The organism is Ferrimonas sediminicola (assembly GCF_005116715.1).
Classification (GTDB): domain Bacteria; phylum Pseudomonadota; class Gammaproteobacteria; order Enterobacterales; family Shewanellaceae; genus Ferrimonas; species Ferrimonas sediminicola.
Map to the genome: position 1 here is coordinate 1 of NZ_SWCI01000021.1, position 23,492 is coordinate 23,492.

General features: G+C 47.2%; 18 protein-coding genes. 3 read left to right on the plus strand and 15 right to left on the minus strand.

Features of this window, described 5'->3' with window-relative positions; translation table 11 throughout:
- Nucleotides 1–1,070: 1,070 nt before the first annotated feature.
- Complete coding sequence (locus FCL40_RS17825) at nt 1,071–2,468, plus strand: MBL fold metallo-hydrolase RNA specificity domain-containing protein (protein ID WP_229360371.1); 1,398 nt, start codon at nt 1,071–1,073, stop codon at nt 2,466–2,468.
- A gap of 209 nt (nt 2,469–2,677) precedes the next feature.
- On the opposite strand, the gene FCL40_RS17830 is transcribed toward FCL40_RS17825, so the two are convergent.
- Complete coding sequence (locus tag FCL40_RS17830; protein WP_136854625.1) at nt 2,678–2,923, minus strand: hypothetical protein; 246 nt, start codon at nt 2,921–2,923, stop codon at nt 2,678–2,680.
- Between the two features lie 371 nt (nt 2,924–3,294).
- Between FCL40_RS17830 and FCL40_RS17835 the strand changes: the two genes are divergently transcribed.
- A complete protein-coding gene (locus tag FCL40_RS17835) occupies nt 3,295–4,764 on the plus strand; it encodes a capsule assembly Wzi family protein (protein ID WP_136854626.1) in 1,470 nt (489 codons plus the stop codon).
- Complete coding sequence (locus tag FCL40_RS17840; protein ID WP_136854627.1) at nt 4,758–5,288, plus strand: outer membrane beta-barrel protein; 531 nt, start codon at nt 4,758–4,760, stop codon at nt 5,286–5,288. Before FCL40_RS17835 ends, FCL40_RS17840 begins: the two co-directional genes overlap by 7 nt.
- 1,259 nt (nt 5,289–6,547) lie before the next feature.
- Here the strand turns inward: FCL40_RS17840 and galU are convergent.
- The 14 genes from galU to FCL40_RS17915 form a co-directional block, all read right to left on the minus strand.
- A complete protein-coding gene (gene galU, locus FCL40_RS17850; protein ID WP_136854628.1) occupies nt 6,548–7,435 on the minus strand; it encodes a UTP--glucose-1-phosphate uridylyltransferase GalU in 888 nt (295 codons plus the stop codon).
- A 107-nt stretch (nt 7,436–7,542) separates the two neighbouring features.
- On the minus strand, nt 7,543–8,709 hold the full coding sequence (locus FCL40_RS17855) for a nucleotide sugar dehydrogenase (RefSeq protein ID WP_136854629.1): 1,167 nt from the start codon (nt 8,707–8,709) through the stop codon (nt 7,543–7,545).
- A 923-nt stretch (nt 8,710–9,632) separates the two neighbouring features.
- Complete coding sequence (locus tag FCL40_RS17860) at nt 9,633–10,649, minus strand: EpsG family protein (RefSeq protein WP_136854630.1); 1,017 nt, start codon at nt 10,647–10,649, stop codon at nt 9,633–9,635.
- Between the two features lie 114 nt (nt 10,650–10,763).
- The gene (locus FCL40_RS17865; RefSeq protein WP_136854631.1) at nt 10,764–12,686 is read right to left on the minus strand and encodes a polysaccharide biosynthesis protein; all 1,923 of its coding nucleotides are present in this window, start codon (nt 12,684–12,686) and stop codon (nt 10,764–10,766) included.
- Nucleotides 12,687–12,750: 64 nt separating this feature from the next.
- Nucleotides 12,751–13,926: a DegT/DnrJ/EryC1/StrS family aminotransferase gene (locus FCL40_RS17870; RefSeq protein ID WP_136854632.1), complete on the minus strand. Its 1,176-nt coding sequence runs from the start codon at nt 13,924–13,926 to the stop codon at nt 12,751–12,753.
- On the minus strand, nt 13,919–14,596 hold the full coding sequence (locus FCL40_RS17875) for a sugar transferase (protein WP_205729163.1): 678 nt from the start codon (nt 14,594–14,596) through the stop codon (nt 13,919–13,921). Before FCL40_RS17875 ends, FCL40_RS17870 begins: the two co-directional genes overlap by 8 nt.
- Nucleotides 14,593–15,432 (minus strand): glycosyltransferase, encoded by an 840-nt coding sequence (locus tag FCL40_RS17880; RefSeq protein WP_229360373.1) that lies wholly within the window; start codon nt 15,430–15,432, stop codon nt 14,593–14,595. Before FCL40_RS17880 ends, FCL40_RS17875 begins: the two co-directional genes overlap by 4 nt.
- Before the next feature lie 7 nt (nt 15,433–15,439).
- On the minus strand, nt 15,440–16,141 hold the full coding sequence (locus tag FCL40_RS17885; RefSeq protein WP_136854634.1) for a CDP-alcohol phosphatidyltransferase family protein: 702 nt from the start codon (nt 16,139–16,141) through the stop codon (nt 15,440–15,442).
- Between the two features lie 5 nt (nt 16,142–16,146).
- On the minus strand, nt 16,147–16,560 hold the full coding sequence (locus FCL40_RS17890; RefSeq protein WP_136854635.1) for an adenylyltransferase/cytidyltransferase family protein: 414 nt from the start codon (nt 16,558–16,560) through the stop codon (nt 16,147–16,149).
- A gap of 14 nt (nt 16,561–16,574) precedes the next feature.
- The gene (locus FCL40_RS17895; RefSeq protein WP_136854636.1) at nt 16,575–17,411 is read right to left on the minus strand and encodes a polysaccharide deacetylase family protein; all 837 of its coding nucleotides are present in this window, start codon (nt 17,409–17,411) and stop codon (nt 16,575–16,577) included.
- Between the two features lie 45 nt (nt 17,412–17,456).
- On the minus strand, nt 17,457–18,716 hold the full coding sequence (locus FCL40_RS17900) for an oligosaccharide flippase family protein (protein WP_136854637.1): 1,260 nt from the start codon (nt 18,714–18,716) through the stop codon (nt 17,457–17,459).
- Between the two features lie 20 nt (nt 18,717–18,736).
- Nucleotides 18,737–19,705: a Wzz/FepE/Etk N-terminal domain-containing protein gene (locus FCL40_RS17905; protein ID WP_136854638.1), complete on the minus strand. Its 969-nt coding sequence runs from the start codon at nt 19,703–19,705 to the stop codon at nt 18,737–18,739.
- A 48-nt stretch (nt 19,706–19,753) separates the two neighbouring features.
- Nucleotides 19,754–22,489, minus strand: a complete 2,736-nt coding sequence (locus FCL40_RS17910; protein WP_136854639.1) for an SLBB domain-containing protein — start codon at nt 22,487–22,489, stop codon at nt 19,754–19,756.
- Between the two features lie 334 nt (nt 22,490–22,823).
- Complete coding sequence (locus FCL40_RS17915) at nt 22,824–23,327, minus strand: transcription termination/antitermination NusG family protein (RefSeq protein WP_136854640.1); 504 nt, start codon at nt 23,325–23,327, stop codon at nt 22,824–22,826.
- Nucleotides 23,328–23,492 lie beyond the last annotated feature (165 nt).

Consider the following 23,492-nt stretch of genomic DNA (forward strand, 5'->3'; position numbering starts at 1 on the left):
ACGCCAGGGTCCAGTGGCTTTAAGCAGCAACGGAAGGTCACCCAAGGTCCCCACAGCACTCAAAGCCCCTGCGAGCCAAGACACTGGGCTCCGGCGTGCGCCGGAGTGACCGTGCCGGGGAGTGCTGCACCGGATTGAATCAGCGCCTAAGTACACTGACACTATGCAGCCAGTATCAGTCCGCTAACAGCAGATCGATTCCCTCACTCTTCTCAGCCTCCCTTTACTCAACACCTACCGCCGCCAGCCACAAAGTACACGGCTTACCGCCCGCACCATCGTCTCCCTGGCGTACGCCAGGGTCCAGTGGCTTTAAGCAGCAACGGAAGGTCACCCAAGGTCCCCACAGCACTCAAAGCCCCTGCGAGCCAAGACACTGGGCTCCGGCGTGCGCCGGAGTGACCGTGCCGGGGGGAGCTGCACCGGATTGAATCAGCGCCTAAGTACACTGACACTATGCAGCCAGCACCATTCCGCTAAGAGCAGATCGATTCCCTCACCCTTCTCAGCCTCCCTTTATTCAACACCTACCGCCGCCAGCCACAAAGTACACGGCTTGCCGCCCGCACCATCGTCTCCCTGGTGAACGCCAGGGTCCAGTGGCTTTAAGCAGCAACGGAGGGTCACCCAAGGTCCCCACAGCACTCAAAGCCCCTGCGAGCCAAGACACTGGGCTCCGGCGTGCGCCGGAGTGACCGTGCCGGGGGGAGCTGCACCGGATTGAATCAGCGCCTAAGTACACTGGCACTATGCAGCCAGTATCAGTCCGCTAACAGCAGATCGATTCCCTCACTCTTCTCAGCCTCCCTTTACTCAACACCTACCGCCGCCAGCCACAAAGTACACGGCTTACCGCCCGCACCATCGTCTCCCTGGCGTACGCCAGGGTCCAGTGGCTTTGGAAAGCGCTAGGAGCGTGAATATAGCCAAGAGCATCAGTCAATCAATCTGCGAGCCAGGACACTGGGCTCCGGCGTGCGCCGGAGTGACCGTGCCAGTGGGCATTTCCCCTCCAGTGCGACCAAAGACTGCTAGGGTTAAGATAAGCGAGGGATAAAAGGATTTATCCAATGATCAAACTGCTGCATCATGGCGCCGCCTCTGGCGTAACAGGCTCCTGTCATCAACTGTGGCTCGACTCCCACCACTCCATCCTGGTGGACTGTGGCCTGTTTCAGGGGGAGGACTTGGCGCGACGCCAGCCTCCCAACCTTGAGATTGAGTTCAGCCTGGCCGGGGTAGAAGCGCTGATCGTCACCCACTGCCATATCGATCATATCGGCCGCATCCCCTACCTGCTGGCCGCCGGCTTCACTGGCCCCATCTTCTGCAGCAAGGCCAGCGCCCAGCTGATGCCCCTGATTCTGGAAGACGCCGTAAAACTGGGCTTTACCCGGGACCGAAGGCTGGTGGATCGCTTTCTCGCCCTGATTCAGCAGCGCCTCAAGCCTCTGCCCTACCATCGCTGGCACGCCATCCCCGAGAACGCCCCGGGAATGGTCAGGCTGCGCCCCGCCGGTCACATACTGGGCTCGGCGGTAGTGGAGATCGCCATGGACCGTCACCGCCGGGTGGCCTTCAGCGGCGATCTCGGCTGTTACGACACCCCGCTGCTGCCAGACCCCGACCCGCCGAAACGGGCCGATCTGCTGGTGCTGGAAGCCACCTACGGCAACCGCAACCATGAGCACAGGGATAAGCGTAATCGTCGCCTCCGGGCCATCCTGGAGTCCACCCTGGCGGATGGCGGCACCACACTGATCCCCGCCTTCAGCATCGGTCGCACCCAGGAGCTGCTCTATGAGCTGGAGGAGCTGCTGTTCCAGATGCTGGGCGAAGGTGCGCTGTCCAAGGTACCCATAGTGGTCGACTCCCCCCTGGCCGCCCGCATCACCCGAAGCTACCGTCGGTTGCAAACGCTTTGGGACAGTGAAGCCAAGGAGCGACTGCGGCGGGGGCGCCACCCTCTGGACTTCGAGCAGCTCATCACCATCGAAGATCATTACCAGCACCAGGCGCTGGTCAACCGGTTGCAGCACAGCGGCGAGCCCGCCATCGTATTGGCCGCCAGCGGCATGTGCAGCGGGGGCCGCATCGTCAACTACCTCAAAGCCCTGGCGGGGGATCCACGCACGGACATCCTGTTTGTAGGCTACCAGGCGCCGGGAACCGCGGGGCACAAACTGCAACAGTTGAGCCGCCCCGGACGAGTGATGATCGACAACGAGCCGATTCAGGTGAATGCTCAAATCCACAGTTTGAGCGGCTTCTCGGCCCACGCAGACCAGCCTGACCTGGTGAGGTTCGTCTCCGGCATGACACTGCCGCCGACCACAATTCGCCTGGTGCACGGCACGCCCATGGCCCAAAAAGGACTGGCCACCCGCCTGAAACGTGCCATCCCGGGGGTCAAGGTGGAACTGGCCGCACTGATACGCCACGGCAGCAGGCAAAACGCGCCAGCTTAGGACGCCGTCAAGCCCAGGCCAATCACACCACCGGTGTAACCGCGCAATGGGGTGCCGCAAAGCTTTGAGCAACGCCCTGTGCCAGATCTCGACCTGTTCCGTAAACAGTAACGAAGCGATCCGGGCGCCCTCCTCCCCCAGCTACAAAGACAAAAGCCCCAGGCAGATGCCGGGGCTTTTTCGGAAGTCAGTACTTGGACAACCCAATCTCAAATCTTGGCAGGAACAGCTTCATTCTTTCTGGGGTGAAGCTCGTCGCTTGAACTGGTGTTCTCAGCAGTAATCTCTGCCCTAAATGGAAACGACTGTAAGGCCCTGTCGTGCTCAGCAGAACTCAAGTGGCTTCCTTCAGAGTGGTTGCTTTTCTCCACCGTATTCTGCCCCTCGTGCCGAGCCTGAATCCAGCCCAGCACCAACAGTACCAGAACAACCGGAAGCAGTGCCTTGCGCCTCATTAGCTCCATCCTTAACTCATTGAGAATGGCCCAAAGTTAACAGGACGTTACCAATTGTTCAATTATTGAGTGACTCCTACAAAATGAAAACGTTCCCCTTTCCTGTTGAACCTGCTACCACGACAACCCGATGCAGAAAAACCAGATACCCTGTCTCAACGGCAGCGAGATCAGTGTACGAGCATCCCCCATGACGAACATCCAGCATATCTATCAGCAGTCCCCAAGCCCCCTCCTTACGACTGATTGTAATCATTTGATCTATTCAGGCTTGCACTGCTTCAGGATTGCTTTGCTCTATGTCAAACTATGACCACTGTGCCTGGCTCACCGGAGAGTGGGCCTGACGAGAATCTTTTGGGAAAGAAGTTTTGAAACAATTACTGGCAGTTGCACTAGCCATAGGTGCAACCGGTTCCTTTTCGGTGTTGGCAGCAACGCCCTTTATCTCTCTGCAAGATGACTACCTGAACCAGCGCATAGAGCAGCTAGTGGTGATGGCGGACATGCCGGTGGCCAAGAAGCCCTACAACGTCAAGCAGGTGCGCAACTACGTTGAGTCCATAAAGCTTAAGGCACCAGGCCTTTACTTCGAGATTGATCGCGGCCTGAAAAAGTATGAACGCCAATCCTGGACAATAAACCGCGCTGAAGTCTCGGTAGCGGCCGCCTCAGAGCCGGACAGGACCCAGATCATGCCGAACGCCCGAGGGGAAAGCGTAGGCTCCAGCTATCGGGTGTCAGGCTCAGCCAGCTACCAGCCTATGGAGTATGCGGTATTCTCCGTTGGTGGCCTCGCTTACGATGGCGACTCGGATGACCTGCTGCCAATCGATAGCTATATGGCCCTGGGCTGGGACAGCTTTCAGGTAGACATCGGCTTCCGCGAGCAGTGGCTGTCGCCCTTTAGCGACTCCGCGATGATGCTCTCCACCAACGCCCGCCCCAGCTTTCGTGTCGGCATCAGCAATCCCATCGCCTTCGAGGGGCTGTGGAACCTGCATTATGAGGTCGCATTTACCCGCCTGGAAGAGTACAAGAACATTGCCTATGGCGAAGATATTGAATCAGGTCGTCCCGCCATCCTCACCACCCACCTGAGTGTAGAACCGGTCAAGGGCTGGACGATTAGTGCCAACCGGGTGATGCAGTTCGGCGGCGGCTCCAGAGAGGTCTCCTTTGGCTCAATCTGGGATGCGTTTTGGGACCCGGTGTCTAACGACAACACCGGTTCCGATGGATTTGACGACTGCCAATCCGACGATTTAACCCTCTGCGAATTTGGCAATCAACTGGCATCGGTAACCAGCCGCATCAACTTCGAGGGAGACACACCATTCTCTATTTACGGAGAGTATGCGGGAGAGGACACCGCCAGTCATTCCAACTTCCGTCTGGGTAATTTGGCCGTCTCTGGCGGCATTTTCGTGCCCTTCCTGCCCGACTACCTGCTTGGCAGAGACTGGTCGTTTACCTACGAATTCACCCAATGGCAGGACGCTTGGTACGTGCACCATATCTACCAGGATGGTTTAACCAATGATGGTGTTGGGATGGGCCACTGGCTGGCGAATGACAGAGAGCCTCAAAACGGTGTACCAGGCACCGCGCATACGGTGAAACTGGGGTGGCAACGTGGTGCCGGTGAGCGCTATGACCTCATCTTCCGCCAGATTCAAAACGACAGCAACCGCTCGGGCTCGGATTACACCACGGGTCGAGAGTTAGACCTTCGCTACTACGGCAGTTGGCGTGGCCAACAATGGGGATACCGCCTCTACGGCGGCCAAACGGTATTCGATGACAGCTTTGCCCGGGTCGAGGTGAATTTCAAATGGTAAATGTAAAACAAGTGATCCTGGGGCTGGCCCTGGTCACCGCGTCACAGTGCGCCTTGGCACAATGGAACTTCCAGGGGGGCATTGGTGCAAGCTATCTTCGCCAAAACAACAGCAACACCGGCACGGAAAGCGATGTGCGACCCAACCTGCAGTTTGGTGTCTTCAAACCCGTCTCCGATCATTGGAGCATGGGCACCTCACTGGAGTATGTCCCAGACGACATCGCCGGCTCAGGCGCCAGCGGTAACCTGTTGAACTGGAGAGTGGCCGAGTTTGGCTATCAGTTTGCCGAGCGCTGGGCGGTGAGTTTCTATGGCGGCGCCGCCAGGTATGACAGGACAGACCCGGGCTGGGGCTACGGCGCGGGGCTGGGTCTGCTGTGGCTAGGCGGTAAGCAGTGGGCGCTGGCCAGTGAAGTGAACTATGTCAGTACCGACGTCTCCTTTAAGGAGAGCGCCCCTACCGAACCCAGCAAACGAGATAAACACGCTTGGGCCACACTGACCTTCAAGTTCCGCTTCTAAAAACCGCAGGGGCTGGGAGCGGTCTCTGAATAGCCCCCGCTTTCATAGATCCCCCCAAGCCACTGGTCTCCTCTCTTCGCACAATCGTCTCCCTGGCGAACGCCAGGGGCCAGTGGCTTTCTCCTTAGTGCTGAAGGGCCAACCAAACGCCAGCAACAAAGCACTTTCCACCTCACTCGCACAATCGTCTCCCTGGCGTACGCCAGGGGCCAGTGGCTTTAGCGCGCACCAAGGTAACGGCTGCTTGAGTCAACCCCAAAACCAGTGGGCTCCGGCCTGCGCCGGAGTGACCGTGCCAGCCTCCTTGATCTGCCCCCCGCTGCAGACACTCCCCCGACTCACACAACAGCCAGCAACAGGGTGCTCTGGTCGCCACTCGCACAATCGTCTCCCTGGCGAACGCCAGGGTCCAGTGGCTTTCTCCTCAGTGCTGAAGGGCCAACCAAACGCCAGCAACAAAGCACTTTCCACCTCCCCCCACAATCGCCTCCCTGGCGAACGCCAGGGGCCAGTGGCTTTATTATTCTTCTTCATCCGGTGTCGGCGTGCATCCTACCTCACCGAACGGAAAGACGCTGGGCTCCGGCCTGCGCCGGAGTGACCGTGCCAGGGGAAGCCGCGGTGGCTTGAACTGACTCTGTGCGACTGTGCCAGCCTCCCTGAGCAGGCCGCCCGCTGCAGACACTCACCCGACTCACACAACAGCCAGCAACAGGGTGCTCTGGTCGCCACCCGCACCATCGTCTCCCTGGAGAACGCCAGGGGCCAGTGGCTTTCTCCTCAGTGCTGAAGGGCCAACCAAACGCCAGCAACAAAGCACTTTCCACCTCACTCGCACAATCGTCTCCCTGGCGAACGTCAGGGGCCAGTGGCTTTCTCCTTAGTGCTGAAGGGCCAACCAAACGCCAGCAACAAAGCACTTTCCACCTCACTCGCACAATCGTCTCCCTGGCGTACGCCAGGGACCAGTGACTTTATTATTATTCTTCATCCGGTGTCGGCGTGCATCCTACCTCACCGAACGGAAAGACACTGGGCTCCGGCATGCGCCGGAGTGACCGTGTTAGGACAGGCCGCAGTGGCCAGGCTTGCTTCCGTGCGAACCTGCTCAAAAGAGCGATGCCAACGATGCACTGGCCATTTGCGAGGCGGCCTTCCGGCCTAAGCTGCATCCAGTCCCCGTAAAGACCATAGAGACAGCCCCCCAGAAACAAAAAAGCGCTGCAGTGCAGCGCTCTTTCAAGTCATTCAAAACCAAATCACAGGTCCAAAGACTTCAGATATTCGTGGAACTCTTCACCCAAATCAGGGTGACGCAGCGCGTAATCGATGTTGGCCTTCATATAGCCCAGCTTGTCTCCACAATCATGGGACGCACCGGACATCTGAAACGCTTCTACGGTCTCTGATTCCATCAACATCGCTATGGCATCGGTCAGCTGAATTTCACCACCAGCGCCAGGAGGCGTCTTCTCCAGCAAAGGCCAGATAGCCGCGGAGAGCACATAACGACCCACCACTGCCATATTCGACGGAGCCTCTTCGACCTCGGGCTTTTCCACCACCGCCTTCATCTCAACACTTTCACCTGGGCGCAAGCCAGAAGCATCACAATCGGCAATGCCGTACTTGGACACGTCTTCCTGAGGCACAGCTTCCACCATAATCTGGCTGCTACGCGTCTCAATGAAACGCTGCTTCATCGCCGCCAGGTTCTCTACCTTTTGATCGGCGGTGTACTCATCCAGAACCACGTCGGGAAGCACCACGGCGAACGGGTTGTCGCCTACCAGAGGCTTTGCACATTGGATGGCGTGCCCCAGTCCCTTAGCTTCGCCCTGGCGCACATGCATGATGGTCACGCCCTTGGGGCAGATGGATTGAACCTCATCCAGCAACTGGCGCTTGACCCGCTTCTCCAGTGTGGCCTCAAGTTCAAAAGAGGTATCGAAGTGGTTTTCGATGGCATTCTTAGATGCATGAGTTACCAGAACAATCTCTTTAAAGCCTGCGGCCGCACACTCATTGACGATGTACTGAATCAATGGCTTATCCACCAAAGGCAGCATCTCTTTAGGGATTGCCTTGGTAGCAGGAAGCATTCTGGTACCAAGGCCGGCAACGGGGATCACGACTTTTGAAATCATCTGACTCGCTCAATTAAGTTGTTTCTAGTAGCCAATGAGGCAGGCATAAACAATACCAGCCTCATTGGGCATGATTGCAAGGATCAAAATATGGACTGCCTTCGAAATCAATCGCTGCCAAACAGGTCTCGAGTATAAACCTTATCAGCCACATCCTTGATGTCGTCGGTTAGGCGGTTAGCCACAATGACATCGGAGATTTTCTTGAACTCATCCAGATCATTGATCACTCGAGAGTTAAAGAAATGCGCTTCTTGCAGTACAGGCTCATAGACCACCACCTCGATACCCTTGGCCTTAATACGCTTCATCACCCCCTGAATGGAGGAGGCCCGGAAGTTGTCGGAGCCCGCCTTCATGATAAGACGATGAACCCCCACCACTTTAGGCTGCTTAGCAATGATCGCATCAGCCACAAAGTCCTTACGAGTGCGGTTGGCATCCACAATGGCGGAGATGATGTTGTTAGGCACATCCTCATAGTTGGCCCGCAACTGCTTGGTGTCTTTCGGCAGACAGTATCCACCGTAACCAAAGCTTGGGTTGTTGTAATGGCTTCCAATGCGAGGATCCAGGCCGACACCCTCAATAATCTGACGGGTATTCAGGCCATGGGTCTCGGCATAGCTGTCCAGCTCATTGAAGTAGGCAACACGCAGAGCCAGGTAGGTGTTGGAAAACAGTTTTACCGCTTCTGCCTCGGTGGCATCGGTGAACAAAACCGGGATATCCTTCTTTTCAGCCCCCTGTACCAACAAGCCAGCAAAGAGTTCCGCACGCTCAGACCGTTCCCCAACAATCACCCGAGATGGATGCAGGTTGTCATAGAGCGCCTTACCTTCGCGCAAAAACTCAGGCGAGAAGATGATGTTCTCGCAGCCCAACTCTTCTTTTATGTTTTTGGTGTAACCCACCGGAACGGTAGATTTGATTACCATCACCGCATCAGGATTAATGGCCATCACATCCCGGATGACCGCTTCAACAGACTTTGTATTGAAGTAGTTTGTTTGAGGGTCATAGTCAGTCGGAGTAGCAATAACTACAAACTGGGCATTAAGATATGCATCCTCTTTGTCCAAGGTTGCCCGAAAATTGAGCTGCCGGTTCGCCAGGTAGTCCTCAATCTCGGCATCCACAATGGGTGATTTTCGCTCATTCAACAAAGCAACTTTCTCAGGCAAAATGTCCAGTGCAATCACTTCATTGTGCTGGGCTAGCAGCACCGCGTTGGACAAACCAACATAGCCAGTTCCGGCAATGGCGATCTTCATCTACGTTCTTCCTGTACGGTAACTCTAAACTTAGAAAACGTTATCTAATCAAATAATAAACCGACCACAGTAAAACCGACCGGATCGAAAAAGGAATACAGCTCAAACTTTGATGGCGCCGACGCGGGAGACAATCAGGATTTTTTTCGACCGCAAAGAGGACATGGCGTCGACACCGCGCTATGCTAACCAACCGCCGCCTGCGCCTCTTCAGGGCCAGCATAACATGCTGAGATATCACTAAGTCTGCACTCAACCTACGGGTAAGCAATCGCTAGCCCACTTCTTTTCGCAAAAGCAGCAATCATTTCTTAAGTACACTTTATCCGGAACTAGTTCTACAGGGTCCGGTGCCAACATTAGTAGACAACCACACTAGAATTCAACCTCATTTTATCCAAAGCCTTAAGATGTCAAAAGTCAAGTCCACCACGTAGACATAGTCCCGAACACCACTGCCATCTATGGTGTCGTAGTCATCATTAGCCCCAGACAACCTAACATGCTCACCCAACAACCTTGTTAATTACAGGCACTAAGTTTCGCAACACCATCAAATAAAGGTCTCCCCTATAGGGGCTAGCGTGAAATCAGCCACTCCTCATTAACCACCCACCCCTTAATATCAACAGGCGCGACTGCCGCAAACAAACTTGTTTTAATATTTCAAGTTCCTAACTTTAAGCATAGGAACTGACTCCACAAGTACAATCCACAAAACTGCCCTACACCAACCAGGATACAAATAAGAATCCATTCAACATCTTTAATCAAACCACAGAACGGTGTGCAACAAATATTCTTTCCTCACTCTCACCCGATTAAATAATTCACGACAACACCCTCAATCCGGTTAACAAAAAAGAACAACCGACAATACAAAAAAGATTCAATCACCTTTCATCCGTTAGTCTTTCAAACATTTAACTGATTGTACTTTGCAGCATATTTCTTGAGGAGGAGAACAATAAAACAGGCGCAGCCAACAATAAGAAACTCAACACCCGAAAGGCAACCCTGTTTGATGACCGCTTCAAAGAGGATATAGTATTGAACAAAATAGGTATGGAGACCACAATATAAAACATGCCAATACGTTCAACCGTAGCGCTACTTAAGAACAAGGATAAGCAACCAACAGTAATAACACCATAAAGCATTACATCAGATGAAACTGCAGAACGAAGCACATTACCCTTCAAAAAAACGGCCCCAATTAAAATGAACGCAAAAAGAAAGAGCATATACACCTTACTTAGATCCATCCCTGTACTTACATTTGACTTTCCTAATGCCGAACTACCTAACAGGAAGATAACAAAGCACCCTAGAGCAAACGCCATAGATATCGTTATAGTTCTGAATCCAGGACTAATTGTCTTCAGTCGCCTTGAAAATAGTATTGGGGCCAAAATAGCAACGGCATTATGCATAAATGCCGCACACAGAAACACTCCTCCCCCTATCAAAATGGAGCTCTCAACAAACCCTAGCGCAAAAATAAACACAGATGTCGCAAGTAATTGACGCAGTATATTCTGCAAGCCCATTATTACAGGAAAGCACACCAAAAACGTCGAGTAAGATGAAATTAATGACTCGCGATTTAAAGATATTCGCTTAAAGCCTACATAAGAAACTACCAACCAGACAAGATCCCAAGAAAGCAATGCTAGCTCTGGGCTTTCGAACAACTCATAGAACTTTGTATTTAGCCACCAAAAAACGATTTCTTTCTTATAGTACAGCAAATCAAAATCGACCCCCCTCATTGATTCAACATAAACCTCTATGTCAATATCAAACCCTGAGAGTCTAGCGACAACCAGAAAGAAAACATAAAAAGCCAATAACGTAAAAAAAACCAAGCGGCTGGGCAATATACAATTTATCAATGCCAGAACAAAACAACAAACATAAACAATTAACTCGATGGTCATCTATATCATTGAACTCCCAACCCGCTTAGAAAAGCATGACCCACGGTACCATAAGCAACAGTTCAACCAAAACAAAAAACTAAAATCTATATGTTTCTCACGCACAGGGCACTTTTAAGCAATAACATCTTCGCAAGAGTTAGACTGCTTCCAAAGCAAGTCTCCCAATCCATCTTTAGAGTTAAAGTCGGTCGGCGCAGAAACTAGCAACTCAATGATCTCTTCGTACTCAAAGTTTTTACACGAACAATCCAGCTTTTCCAAGATCTTTTCATAATTTTCTTTAGATATAAACCTTTCGTTTGCGGTTAATATTCTCTTATGGAAAGTGGAATTTACATTTTCATCACCAATCAATAGTTCTTCGTAAAGTTTCTCTCCAGGTCTAAGCCCTGTAACTTCAATCTCAACATCACCTCTTGGGTTATCCTCATCCTTAACTTCAAGCCCAGAAAGCTTTATCATCTTTCTAGCCAAATCTATTATTTTAACCGGACTACCCATATCCAAAACAAACACATCACCTCCTTTACCCATGGCGCCGGCTTGTATAACCAACTGGGCCGCTTCTGGTATTGTCATGAAATAACGTGTTATTTCCTTGTCTGTTACGGTAACTGGCCCCCCCATCTTTATTTGCTTTTTAAAAAGTGGAATAACCGAACCTGAGGAACCAAGCACATTCCCAAACCTGACCATTGAAAATTTAATATCGCCCTTATCAACTTCATCAGCAAGAGCTTGTAAGCCAAGCTCAGCCATTCTCTTTGTGGCCCCCATCACATTAGTTGGCCTAACAGCCTTATCTGTCGATATCAACACAAAAGTCTCAACGGATGAATTTATAGCAGCCCTAGCACAAAAGTATGTTCCAAAAACATTATTTCTTACTCCTTCGACAACGTTATACTCAACAAGTGGCACATGTTTATAAGCAGCCGCATGGTAAACTGTTTGGACTCCAAAAGTGTCCATTATTCGATGAAGACGCTTCTCCTTTTGAACGGAGCCAATTAACGGCAACACATCAACATTGAGCTTTTTCTCATTAACATAAGCCGAAATCTCTCTATCTATCTTATATAATGCAAACTCTGAAACATCAAACAAAATTATTTTTCTTGGTGCCTGCTGAACAATTTGCCTACAAAGCTCAGAACCAATCGAGCCACCTGCGCCAGTCACCAACACTACCTTTCCTTGAATATTTGCTTTCATCAATGACTCTTGAGGCTCAACTGCGTCTCTTCCCAGAAGGTCTTCAATTGACACCTCTTTAAGATCATCAATTTTCTTCTCGCCCTCCAATATCTCTTTTATACTAGGTACAGTTAAGACTTCTACTGGCAGAGGCTCTAAAGCTTCCAAAATTATTTTTCTTTCAGAACGGGATAAACTCGGAACTGCAAGCAAAACTTTAGACACTGAATGTTTTGCTACTAACCTGTCGATACACTTAGTTGAGAAAACCCTAACTCCTAGTATCACTGTATTAAATATGGTAGTGTCTTTATCTACAAAACCTACACACCTAAGCTTAGCTGATTGCTTTAACGATAATGCTAATTGACGCCCGGCAGAGCCCGCCCCATAAATCAAAACATTGTCTGTTCTATTTTGAAGTAAATATATAGCCAACATTCTTACTAAAAGTCTAGTACTTACTAACAATATCAATAAGAATGAAAAATATACAAAGACAACATTTGAACTTACTTGAGCTCCATGGAAAGAGATTATACAGAGTGTGGCGAAGGACGATATCAAAACATTTAGAGCTATAACCCCTAATGCTTGAAATGTAAGAAACCTAACTACAGTTTTATATAACCCTGTTAAAAAGCAAGACACCACAGTGACAAGTGTGACTATCGCTAAAGCGAATATGTTAATATTCGACAAAACCTGCAGTTGAAATTCATTTAGCACCAAAACTGACATTGTAAATGAAACGATTATCGATATAATATCGATAATTACACTTATCATTTTTTTAGTGGTTCTTGACAAATTCCAAATGTCACTAAAGATTCTCATAGATGTAGCCTAAGTAAGACAAGCCAACAATTTAGTATGGCTAACAAGTTGACGGTATATAAGTTTATAATTGTGACTTGGTCAAAACACCCCTAATTACGGACATAGCACGGCTAACCTCTTCATTTCGTAAAGTCGGGTGAACAAGAAACATCAGACTTACTTCTCCTAACTGTTTTGCATTACGCAATCTTTTCCTAGGCCGAAAACCAGTGCCATCAAAAGACTTTTCTAAATAAACTTCAGAACAACTCCCATGATAGCAAGGAACACCTTGTTTCGAAATTTCAGAAATAATCCTATCTCTTGTCCAATTAGGTTTTAGATGTTCAGGTTCAACAAACATATAATGCTTGTAATAAGCATGGGACATGTATTCTGGCACTTTCTGTAATCTAACGTTTTTTATACCCTTAACGGCGTCATTCAATGAATTCGCTATACTTGCTCTTCTTTCTGACCAGCTGTTCATTCTACGCAATTGAATTCTGCCTATAACTGCCTGAATCTCTGTCATTCTCCAATTGGTTCCAAAGCTATTGTGAAGCCACCTAAACCCAGTTGAATGCTCTGTGTTATACACCAAGTCATAGTCTTTCCCATGATCCTTATAAGACCACATCCGCTTCCATAATAACATATCATTTGTAGTGACCATCCCTCCTTCACCACCTGTTGTCATGATCTTATCTTGACAAAACGACCAGGCTCCAATATGCCCTATACTGCCAACACTTCTTCCCTTGTACTTCGCACCATGAGCCTGAGCACAATCTTCAATGACGAATAATCCGTTTTCTTCAGCAAGAGTCATGATATCATCCATTTCGGCAGGCATTCCTCCGAGATGAACTACAACAATAGCCTTTGTATTAGGTGTCATCACTCTAGATATTGTATCTGCATCAATGTTTTGAGAGTTTAAGTCAACATCAGCAAATATGGGTCGTGCTCCTGAGTTTACAATTGAGGATGCTGTTGCTAAAAATGTTCTTGATGTTGTTATCACATCATCACCCTGCCCAATACCTAAGGCCTTTAACGCAATGTCTAGGGCCAAAGTTCCATTTGCTAACGCAACAGCATACTTAGTATCAGCCCACTCAGAAAACTCCTTTTCAAATTTTCTACATTCTGTTCCTGTCCAATAGTTAACCTTATTAGAAAGTAAAACTCTACTTATAGCATCCGACTCTTCTTTGGAATAGTCTGGCCATGGTGAAAATGGTGTATTAAGCATATTTTTTCATCTCCAACAAACACTCTCTTGGAGTTTTAAATGGTTTCAATTTTTTACCAAGAAACGACTTCCCAATAGCTGTTTGGAAAATCAAATCTAAGTCAGTCACAATAGATGCCTTGCTCATATAGGTTTTATTAAGTGCAACTTTTAAAGGGAATATCACCTCATCATTAAATTTTTCTTTGTTGCTTGATTTTTCGAGTATTTCTTCCTCGTACTTAAATAAAAGAGTTGCATATCCTGTTATGCCAGGCCTGTAATCCAATATTTCTTTATCCTCACCATTTAACTTGTCCGCGTAGCCAGGAACATCAGGTCTTGGACCAACTAAGCTCATGTCACCTCTTAACACATTAAACAGCTGTGGAAGTTCATCAAGCTTTAATTTCCTAAACAAGGAACCAACCGGAGTTATTCGACTATCATTAGAACTGGTAATAGTAGATTTAACATCTTTCGAAACATACATAGTTCTAATCTTAAAAACTGAGAATGGCTTAGCGTTTCTCCCAATTCTCTTCTGAGTAAAAACACCAAACTTCCTTGTGTCTAATGTAGAAATTACAATACATAGCAAAATTAGCCAAGAAAAAACCAACAAGCCAATTGAGGACGCCATTATGTCAATTGTTCTTTTGAGAAAAAGATAGCGAGCTTTTTTATTCACTTTGATATTTCACCCTTTTCCCTAAGAAAAACCTCATAGAAGCGCATTCTTAGCCTATTTGTCAAAACCACCTGAACAATAAACCTTACAACTACAGAGACTGTAAAAACACCAAAATTACTAAGTCCCGCACTAAGCATCAGCTTTTGTATTTTGAGCTCACTAACAAAGTACTTCCAACCACCCCGGCGTTCAAATACATTTTCGTCTGTCCGGAAATAAACAAGAGGTTTAGGTGTGTTGTGAAACTTAAAACCTTTGGCAGCCATTCTAATCCATAAGTAGTAATCCTCATTATTATACCAATGGACATAACCACCAACTGAATTCACATCATGCAGCCGAAACATCACTGACGGCTGATTGATTGGGCACTTCCATTTTATTAAACGCTTTAAATCGGCATCATTCTCTGGAAGAGATTTTATTGAAACTATATTATCTATTGAATTTTTAAACTCCGCCAAATTACTACTTACAACTGAGACTTTTGGATCTTTAAAAAAGATTGCTCTTTGAGTTTCAATACGTTCAGGATGGCAAATGTCGTCTGAATCACAAATTGCCACGAGTTCAAAAGAGCACTCAGCCAAACCACGCTCTCTCGCCTTACCATGACCAGAGTTATTTTCAATTAGTATATGTTTAAAATTATTAAATCTTTCCGAATAACTAGCTACCACTTCTGAAAGTTCATCTTTGACAGGTCCATCTCTCACAAGAATAACTTCTTCTGGCTGTTGAGTCTGATTGACCAAACTTTCCAGGGCCAAATTCAGATTTTCGGGTTTTTCTCCATTGTAGTAACACATAAGTGCACTAACTGAGTTCTTCATGCTCACATCAGCGCCCTTTCATTTGACTAACAAATATTGTAATCATCGTAACAACCAGTAACCCGAAGTTATATAAGCCGTACAAGCTATAGACAGAATATAATAATTTGGGATTGCTAGCGATCAAAAACAAAAACATGAAAACGCCATAATCAGCAGGCAAAAGGATTAACGTCGCAAGCTTTCCTCTAGATGAGTTTCTTATTTCCTTAGCGATATCAACATTTAGAACCTTTTGGCGTAAAGTGCCCACTATATATAATCCAACCTGAGATATTAGGCAAAGAAATAACACCGGTGAAACAGAGGGGAACTCAATAGTATTGACAACAACCAATATTAAATAGACGTTTACAATTATAATCCTTAGCCCATCTAAACTATGATCAAGCCACTCCCCCAACTTCGTACCTTTTCCCGTTAAACGGGAAACCTGTCCATCAGTAGAATCAAGCGCGTAGTTTATAAACAGGACAAAGAATAACAATAAGCAATCTAGCTTATTTTCAGGCATATAGAATGCCACAAGACCAATCAGGAGAAATAGAAATGCAGAAAGGCTAATAAGATTTGGACTTACTTTATACAACCTTTGCGTAAAAAACCAAGCAACCGGTCTATTAATATATTTTGTATAAGGAAGGCCGTTTCCTTTAGTGACGATTTTTTGATAACTCTCACCACCAAAACTTAAGTCAAACGTATTCATAATGGTTATTTCATCTTTTCTAGTGTTGCAGCCAACTTGGTGCTACTTGTGTGAGCAGTATAAGGGAAGTAAACAATAGAAACCCCAACTTCAGAAAATTGTTTTTCCAATTTATTCCAAGACTCTGATCCCTTCCAGTCATCGCCCACAAACATCTTGTTGAATGCAATCTCTTCCCATGCTTGAAATTTGTTCATATGATCCTGAACAACAACCTTATCCACATATTTTATAGCTTCAACAATTGCAATTCTTTCTTCAAGAGGTATCACTGGGGTTTTATTTTTTCTTCTTTGAACTAACTCATCTGTAGTAACCCCAACAACTAAGTAGTCACAGTTTTCCTTTGCTCGCTTCAGAATATTCAAGTGCCCAATATGAAATAAATCGTAAACACCTGTAGTATAGCCAACGACCATCACCTTCCCCTTTTTTAAAATCTTTTACTCAACGTGAACATTTTATTCATTAACAATGAAAATACAGGAACGCGCCTCAATTTTGTAGCTACAATCCTGGCCGTGAAAAACAGTTTCTTTTTAAAAAACAAATCTAAATATTTATTAGACAGCCTATGGGTATGCACACTTATAATAGTTAACTCACTACTGTTTAATATATCTAAAAGCTCTTCCTTTCCAATAACCTTATCACCAAGGACACCTTTTTTATCATTATCCCTAACATTCCCAATAAGTTTCAATTGATATCCCGCATCAGAAATATATGAATTATTTTCATACTTAGTCACTTTGATATCATTTACAATATCAAATAGATGAGAAAAACGAGACCTTATTGAAGAGTCTTTAAAAAAGTCTTTATTTGAGTTCCAACCATCTCTTTTCTTCAATGGGTTCCCATGAGGACATATTGTGCTAACCTTGATACCTTCTCTTTCAAAACGCTTAAGGTCATTAGCAAACGCTTTCTCAGCTTCATCATAGTTACCATCATAAATGTCTAATACATCATAATGATATCCAATTTCGTGACCTAAAGACTGAATATATCTAAGTGTGTCAGCATCATCTTTTGAATCTAGAAAGAAGCTATGTACATAGTATGTAGACCTTATGCCTAAATCACTCTCTATTTCAGCCGTTTTCTTAGCCAAATCAATATTAGCTTCAACATCATGCTTAATAACAATTTTTGGACTTAAGGAATTATCTATTAGTAGCTCATCGGCTCTTGAAAATGATGCTCGATCATTTTGATGGGAGATAACCTCCTCACAAAACTCTTTCCATTGTCTGAATGTAAACATACCTTATATTATTTCCAATTTCCAAGCTAGATCTTAAGCATAATATCATGCACCAATAAAAGTTTTATCATCAACCTTATTTAACTTACGATAAATAGTCACACTCCTGAATATTAGCTGACAAATTGAAACAAATAGCAATGTAATACAGACATCTTCTAAATCAACACTTTTGATTAAACTGCACAAGTATGTGATAGAAACAAAAGAGCCAACACCAAGCAAGTTTATTATTAAATGTTGTTTCCGCAACCCAAGACCAAAGAGAAAATGATTAGATATCGAAGACGTAGAAAAGAAAACAAAAGGAAGAACAACAAAGCTTAGAACACTTATGCTAGAAGAATATACCCCATCATCAAAATATCTCACTATATAAATCATAACCATAGAGCCAACTAAAGAAACTATTGTCGCAGTTAACAGTGAAGTTACAATCAAGCCTCTATATAATCTAAATGAATTTTCATTATGATTAGACACCACAGTTAATATCTTTTTATAATTAAATACTGTGATAGTAGAGTCAATAAGTGACATAGTAGCATAACCAAGCGTCACAAATAATGAATACACAGCTAACTGTTCGATATTTATCAATGATTCAATGACAATTTTATCCACTGAAAACAATGCTCTCGAAGCCAATATGGATATCAATAACGGAAATGCGTACTTTATCGATTTAGACAATCCACTCCAGCAAAACCATTTAACCACATCGTCAATCTTTGGCTTCATTGACGATATAAAGGCGAGTGCAAAGACTAGTGTTGATGACAAGAACCAAAACTGCAAAGCAACCTTTGTCGACATATTAATGCCAAAACTAAATGAAGCAATGAATATAGCCACCCCCCATGCAGTGCTTCTAAAAAACAAAACCACACTCGCTAATATCTGTCTATTTTGATATGTAAGATACCAGTTAAGTTGAGCACATAATGCCTCTGAAATAGAAGTAATGGCAACCAAAAAGGATAGGCTCTCACTTAAACCGGAAAGAGTAGATACAAAAAAAACCAAAGGACCTAGTAGCACCCCAATGATGGCCACTTTAAGTAGTCCTTTTGAAAAGCGAAGGCTAGTATTTTCCTCACTTATTCTTGATATTTCACTCAATGTATGTGTATGAATTTCAAAACCGATCAAATACGCAAATAATGTTATAAATGCAATAGACAGAGATAATGTCCCAAACTCAACAACCTCAAACTCCTTAGCAAGAAGCAACATAATTGCAAACTTACTAATTAAGGTCACCCCTCTTAAAAATGCATTTAATACGATCGATTTAGCTTTCATTCAGATACCGACTTAAATAACTATTGTTTTTTTAGAAAATAGACTGCAATAGCAGTCATCAAGGAGATAAATAACGCCAGCAAAGAACCAGCCATGACAATAAGAAACCTTCTTGGCTCATTAGGCTCTTCAGGAATTAATGCAGCATCGACAGTCTTAAATATGTACTCATCTCTAGATTCAGCAAACATCAAAATTTTACTTTGTTCTTCGATGAGCCTATAAAGTATTGCGCGCATATCAGATACCTTTGTCATTTCTATTCTTTTATTAAGGTAATTTATATAGCGCACACTCTCATCAATATCACGCGCCCTCATATTTTCATTAATATCCTTAACTAGCAAGTCCACCCACCTTTTTGCAATTACTGGCGAAATATGTTTTACAGACACCTTAATCAGAGAGGTGTTTTTATCTTGTTCTATAGAAATTTTCTTTAACAGCTCTTTGATAGCCTCTTGGCTGGACGGTTTAGGTTCCTTTTTACCAGTAACTTTTCTAACCCAAACGGAATCAGTCATATCGTAAACATCTTCATTCACATTTAACTTGTGGGTTTCTTCATCCCAACTTTCTGAGGCCATCAACTCTATCAATATATCATTTCTATCAATAAAGCCTCTCAAAAAATCTCTAGATTTAAAAACTTCCATAGCCAATGCAGTTTTATCAACGTTACTACCTGCACCAAGATTAATTCCTGCCATCGCAGCAATAGTACCAAATTGTCCTGTTAAACTTGATAACCTACTGGATTCATCATTAGAAACAGGCGCTAATAGAGCTTCCGCCTTATAGATATCTTTTGACCAAACTGCCACAAAGACACTAGAAAGCAAGATTATAGAAAACACTATAGTGATAATTTTTTTTCCAGAACAGATCGCCACCCAAATTTCTTTTAAATCTATTTCCTGAAAATCATTACTATAAGACTGAACATTAGAGCAACTTTTACCGGGGGAAACATCAAATTCTCTTGACATTGGAGACACCAGAAGACATTTTTTAAATATTAATTGCGCAGTCAGATTTTAAAGGATATTCAACGCTGACAGTGCGACGGCTGAATTATAAATAATATTAGTCACTTGACTCCAAAGCGTCAGGTTATCTTTGTAGTTAGTGTCAAGAGGAACAATAACAGTATCACCGGGTTTTAGTTGCTGCTTACCACCGAACCAATAAGACTCTTCAGGTAACATTACCGAACCATCAGCCCGAACAATATAAATTCTATCGTCATCAGCACGCTGCGTTGTATTGCCTGACATGCGCATGTAATCAGTAAGTGATAACCCTGCATCAAACCTATGTGCAGTTGCATGCTGGACTTCCCCCATCACAGACACCACCTGACGCATCGGAGGAATGTACAGCAAGTCACCCGCTTCCACTCTGAAATCGTTACCTGAGGTGGGCTCCATGACGGATTCAAGGTCGATGACCAAACGTCCTACAGGCCTCACCTGCTCAAGCTGAGCTAGCATCGCATCGGTATCCGCCACCGACGCAAAGCTGCCCTGCTGAGACAAAGTACGATTGGCAATCTCCTTTCGCAGGGAGTTGGTGACTCGCCTGATCTCCAACGCTTCCTGCTTCTTCATCGATTCACGAGTAAACACCGCGCCATACAGATAGGCATAGTCCGTAAAACCGCCTGCGCGCTTGACCACGTCTGCGAGGGTTTCACCACGCTGAATGATATAGGTACCGGGAAAGCGCACCTCACCACGAATCTCAACGGTCTCGTTGGTGGCCCAGGACGGCTTGGTCAGCACATTCAGGCGGTCGCGGCTGGCCAGCATCAGGTTCTGGGTCTTATCCCCTTCCATCGCCTTGGTCAGATCGATGTTCCAGTGCTGGACCCTCATCCCCTCGTTGTTGTCGTAGTAGGAGCGTGACAGCTCGGCATTAGGCAGGTAAGCACTCTCCTTCAAGCCACCGGCCAACACGATGAGATCGGCAACCGCGGCGCCCTTGATAAGAGGGTAGTTGTCCGGGTAGCGCACATCACCGGTCACACTCACCTCTTCGGCGCGGCTGGAGGAGCGCGCCTGCGACTGCAGCTTGGCCATTACCGGGAACAGCAGTTCGCGACGGGTCATCTGATCAGACAGTGCAATCAGCTTAGGCTGATTAAACAGGCCCAGCAGCATCAGGTTGGCCAGGGCCAGATCCTCCTGCCTCTTCTCTTCGGCAGAGATGCTCTCTGTTACTGCAACCCCAGCGACAGAAGATAGCTGTTTCTTATTGTCCAGTTCAGCCAGTTGCTGGTCTTCCAGTTGACGATAGTTCTGCTGGGCTACCTGCTGAAGTGCCTGGTCCTGCTTTACCTTTGCAAAGAATTTGCCCAGCGCTCTGCGATCCAGTGCCTCATCACGGTCGGCAAACACAATCAGTTTGTCGTTGGCCTGAAGAACCAGGTCTTCATCGGTGCCTTTATGCTGGATCGCCTCTAACAGATCCACGCCCAGCACTTCGATGTCACCCTGGATGTTCTTTTCACGAACAACCAGGGCCATATCGGTTTCCGCGTTCCAGCTAAGGTCCGCAGAAACAGAGGTCAAGATGTCGCTGATGCGGATCCCCTGTGTCCACTGGTACTGACCCGGGCGCGTGACCTGTCCCAGCAGGGTGATGGAATCGTTCGCCAGGGCGGAAGTCGAACGCACCACCAGGGTATCGCCGCCTTTGGCGGTCAACGCACGACCTTGGTTAGAGGTCAGGTTGACCCGGACCACCTGCTTCAGATAGTCGTTGCCATAACGCTCGACAATGGACGCCGCGGGATAGGCACCCGGTTTGACCCCACCGGCCATGGCCACAATGTCGGCCATGGTTTCATTGCCCTTCAGTTCATAGATGGCGGGGCGCAGCACCTCTCCGGTCACGGACACGGTTTCACCGATTGGCGGGATGAACACCACATCGCCGGACTGCAAGCGCACATCCCCCAAGGCATCGCCACGCATCAGCAGGTCATACACATCGAAAGTGGCTATCAGCTTGCCGGCGCGCTTGACCTGGATATTACGCAGTGAGCCTATGGTCTTAAGACCGCCTGCCACAAACAGCGCCTGGGATACGGTAGACAGGCTGGAGACGGTATAGGATCCGGGGTTGTAGGCATCCCCGGCGACAAAAATACGGATGGAGCGCAGCTCGCCCATGCTGATGTGGGCACTCTGGCCAATCATCTTCTCGGCAACGAAAGACTGAATTGCCTCTTTCAGCTCGCCATAGCTCATGCCGATGACGGTTACCGGCTCCATATCGGGAATCTGGATGTTGCCCAAACGGTCGACCACCAGGGCAAAACGCTTGCTCTCCTTGCCGTAGAGCTGAACGTTGATGCTGTCGCCGGGGCCGATACGGTAATCGGCAGGCACCGGCACGTCGGAGACTGGCGCAAAAGTGGTGGGCTGACCGGCGAACAGGTCGTAGCCAAAGGGCTTCAGGGCCTGCTCCTCCTTGGCGCTGACCGCGCTGGCACTGGGGGCTACCGAAGCAGGCTGTGCAGAGGACCGTGGCTGCACCACCGGCTGCTGAGGTTGCTGAATACTCTGGCTGCCGGTGCTGACACCGCCAAGCAGCGAGGGATCGATCCCGTACTGTTGGGCGAGACGACGCTGTTCGGAGGCAGGCAGTTGCTTGAACTGCTCGATCATCTGAGGCGAGACCGATACCGCATTGGCCTGGAAGGCACCAATCCCGAGACCCAGGATCAGCAAGGTGGATTTAAGTATTTTTTGAAAAGAGCGTTTCATCTGTCCGTATCTGAATAATGCGTGGCACCGGCAAGGTGGTACCACAAGCAGTGATTAGGTCTAAGGCAGACCAAACCCAAACCAACGGCCTACGCCGTCAGCACCCCGAAATTGCGCCCGCTTGGAGCCGTATAAAACCTCATCAGCAGTTAGTAATCACTAACGTGTAAATTTATGATATTTATGAAATTTTGGAATCAGAAATATTTTCTCCCGATATAGCTCCGCCCATGCTTTCTGGCTAGCCATTACCACAGAGTCCACATTTTTGTCTCTGGCTGCCACAGGCAACCGGAAGGCAGTGGCACCCAAGTGCCACCGAATTCGTTGTATCTCAGCTTGCGATACGATCGCAAACGGCCAGGTTGTTCAGTTCGGTTTCGATCACCTGAACCTTACCCAGCATGTCGAGCAGTAGCTTACAGCGTTTACTGCCCACTGTCTCATGGAATATGGCGTCTATCTGGGCAAATGGCCCATCTTTAACCGTCACCGCATCCCCAGGGCAAAATGTTGTTTTTGAAGGGCTTTGCACCACCGTGGCGCAACGATTTCGCAACTCTCTGACCAGAGCCAGCTCCACAGGCACCAGGGCGCCACAGGTTTTCACCGCCTGAGAAATAGTGGAGAGACTGAGGATTCGTCCAACCGACTCGCTGAAGGGGTCAAAACGAACAAAGATGTAGCCGGGAAACAGCGGCGACAGCCGGTTTACGCTCTGCTGAGACGCGGTAGTGGGGATAGCCGGCAGATAAACCTGGTATCCCAGGCAACCGAGGTGCTGTTCGGCCTGAAGCTCACATCTGGCTTTGGTTCTGAACAGGTACCATCCCAACATAAATAAGCGTTTCCTTAATTACCGAGTCAGCGAGAAAAGAGTTTCGATACTATCAGCCTGGTTTCAGGCTGTCTGCGGCGAACTGTACAACTTTTGTGCTGTCAGGCGCACATGGTCCGGGCTGGTGGCGTTGGGGCATCGGCTTATCAAGTACAACTTCATCTC

Bases quoted from the DNA above. Each gene is read 5' to 3' on its own strand.
- FCL40_RS17825 (WP_229360371.1), top strand. From the start codon at position 1,071: ATGATCAAACTGCTGCATCATGGCGCCGCCTCTGGCGTAACAGGCTCC.
- FCL40_RS17830 (WP_136854625.1), bottom strand. From the start codon at position 2,923: ATGAGGCGCAAGGCACTGCTTCCGGTTGTTCTGGTACTGTTGGTGCTG.
- FCL40_RS17840 (WP_136854627.1), top strand. From the start codon at position 4,758: ATGGTAAATGTAAAACAAGTGATCCTGGGGCTGGCCCTGGTCACCGCG.
- galU (WP_136854628.1), bottom strand. From the start codon at position 7,435: ATGATTTCAAAAGTCGTGATCCCCGTTGCCGGCCTTGGTACCAGAATG.
- FCL40_RS17855 (WP_136854629.1), bottom strand. From the start codon at position 8,709: ATGAAGATCGCCATTGCCGGAACTGGCTATGTTGGTTTGTCCAACGCG.
- FCL40_RS17860 (WP_136854630.1), bottom strand. From the start codon at position 10,649: ATGACCATCGAGTTAATTGTTTATGTTTGTTGTTTTGTTCTGGCATTG.
- FCL40_RS17865 (WP_136854631.1), bottom strand. From the start codon at position 12,686: ATGAGAATCTTTAGTGACATTTGGAATTTGTCAAGAACCACTAAAAAA.
- FCL40_RS17870 (WP_136854632.1), bottom strand. From the start codon at position 13,926: ATGCTTAATACACCATTTTCACCATGGCCAGACTATTCCAAAGAAGAG.
- FCL40_RS17880 (WP_229360373.1), bottom strand. From the start codon at position 15,432: ATGAAGAACTCAGTTAGTGCACTTATGTGTTACTACAATGGAGAAAAA.
- FCL40_RS17885 (WP_136854634.1), bottom strand. From the start codon at position 16,141: ATGAATACGTTTGACTTAAGTTTTGGTGGTGAGAGTTATCAAAAAATC.
- FCL40_RS17890 (WP_136854635.1), bottom strand. From the start codon at position 16,560: ATGGTCGTTGGCTATACTACAGGTGTTTACGATTTATTTCATATTGGG.
- FCL40_RS17895 (WP_136854636.1), bottom strand. From the start codon at position 17,411: ATGTTTACATTCAGACAATGGAAAGAGTTTTGTGAGGAGGTTATCTCC.
- FCL40_RS17900 (WP_136854637.1), bottom strand. From the start codon at position 18,716: ATGAAAGCTAAATCGATCGTATTAAATGCATTTTTAAGAGGGGTGACC.
- FCL40_RS17905 (WP_136854638.1), bottom strand. From the start codon at position 19,705: ATGTCAAGAGAATTTGATGTTTCCCCCGGTAAAAGTTGCTCTAATGTT.
- FCL40_RS17910 (WP_136854639.1), bottom strand. From the start codon at position 22,489: ATGAAACGCTCTTTTCAAAAAATACTTAAATCCACCTTGCTGATCCTG.
- FCL40_RS17915 (WP_136854640.1), bottom strand. From the start codon at position 23,327: ATGTTGGGATGGTACCTGTTCAGAACCAAAGCCAGATGTGAGCTTCAG.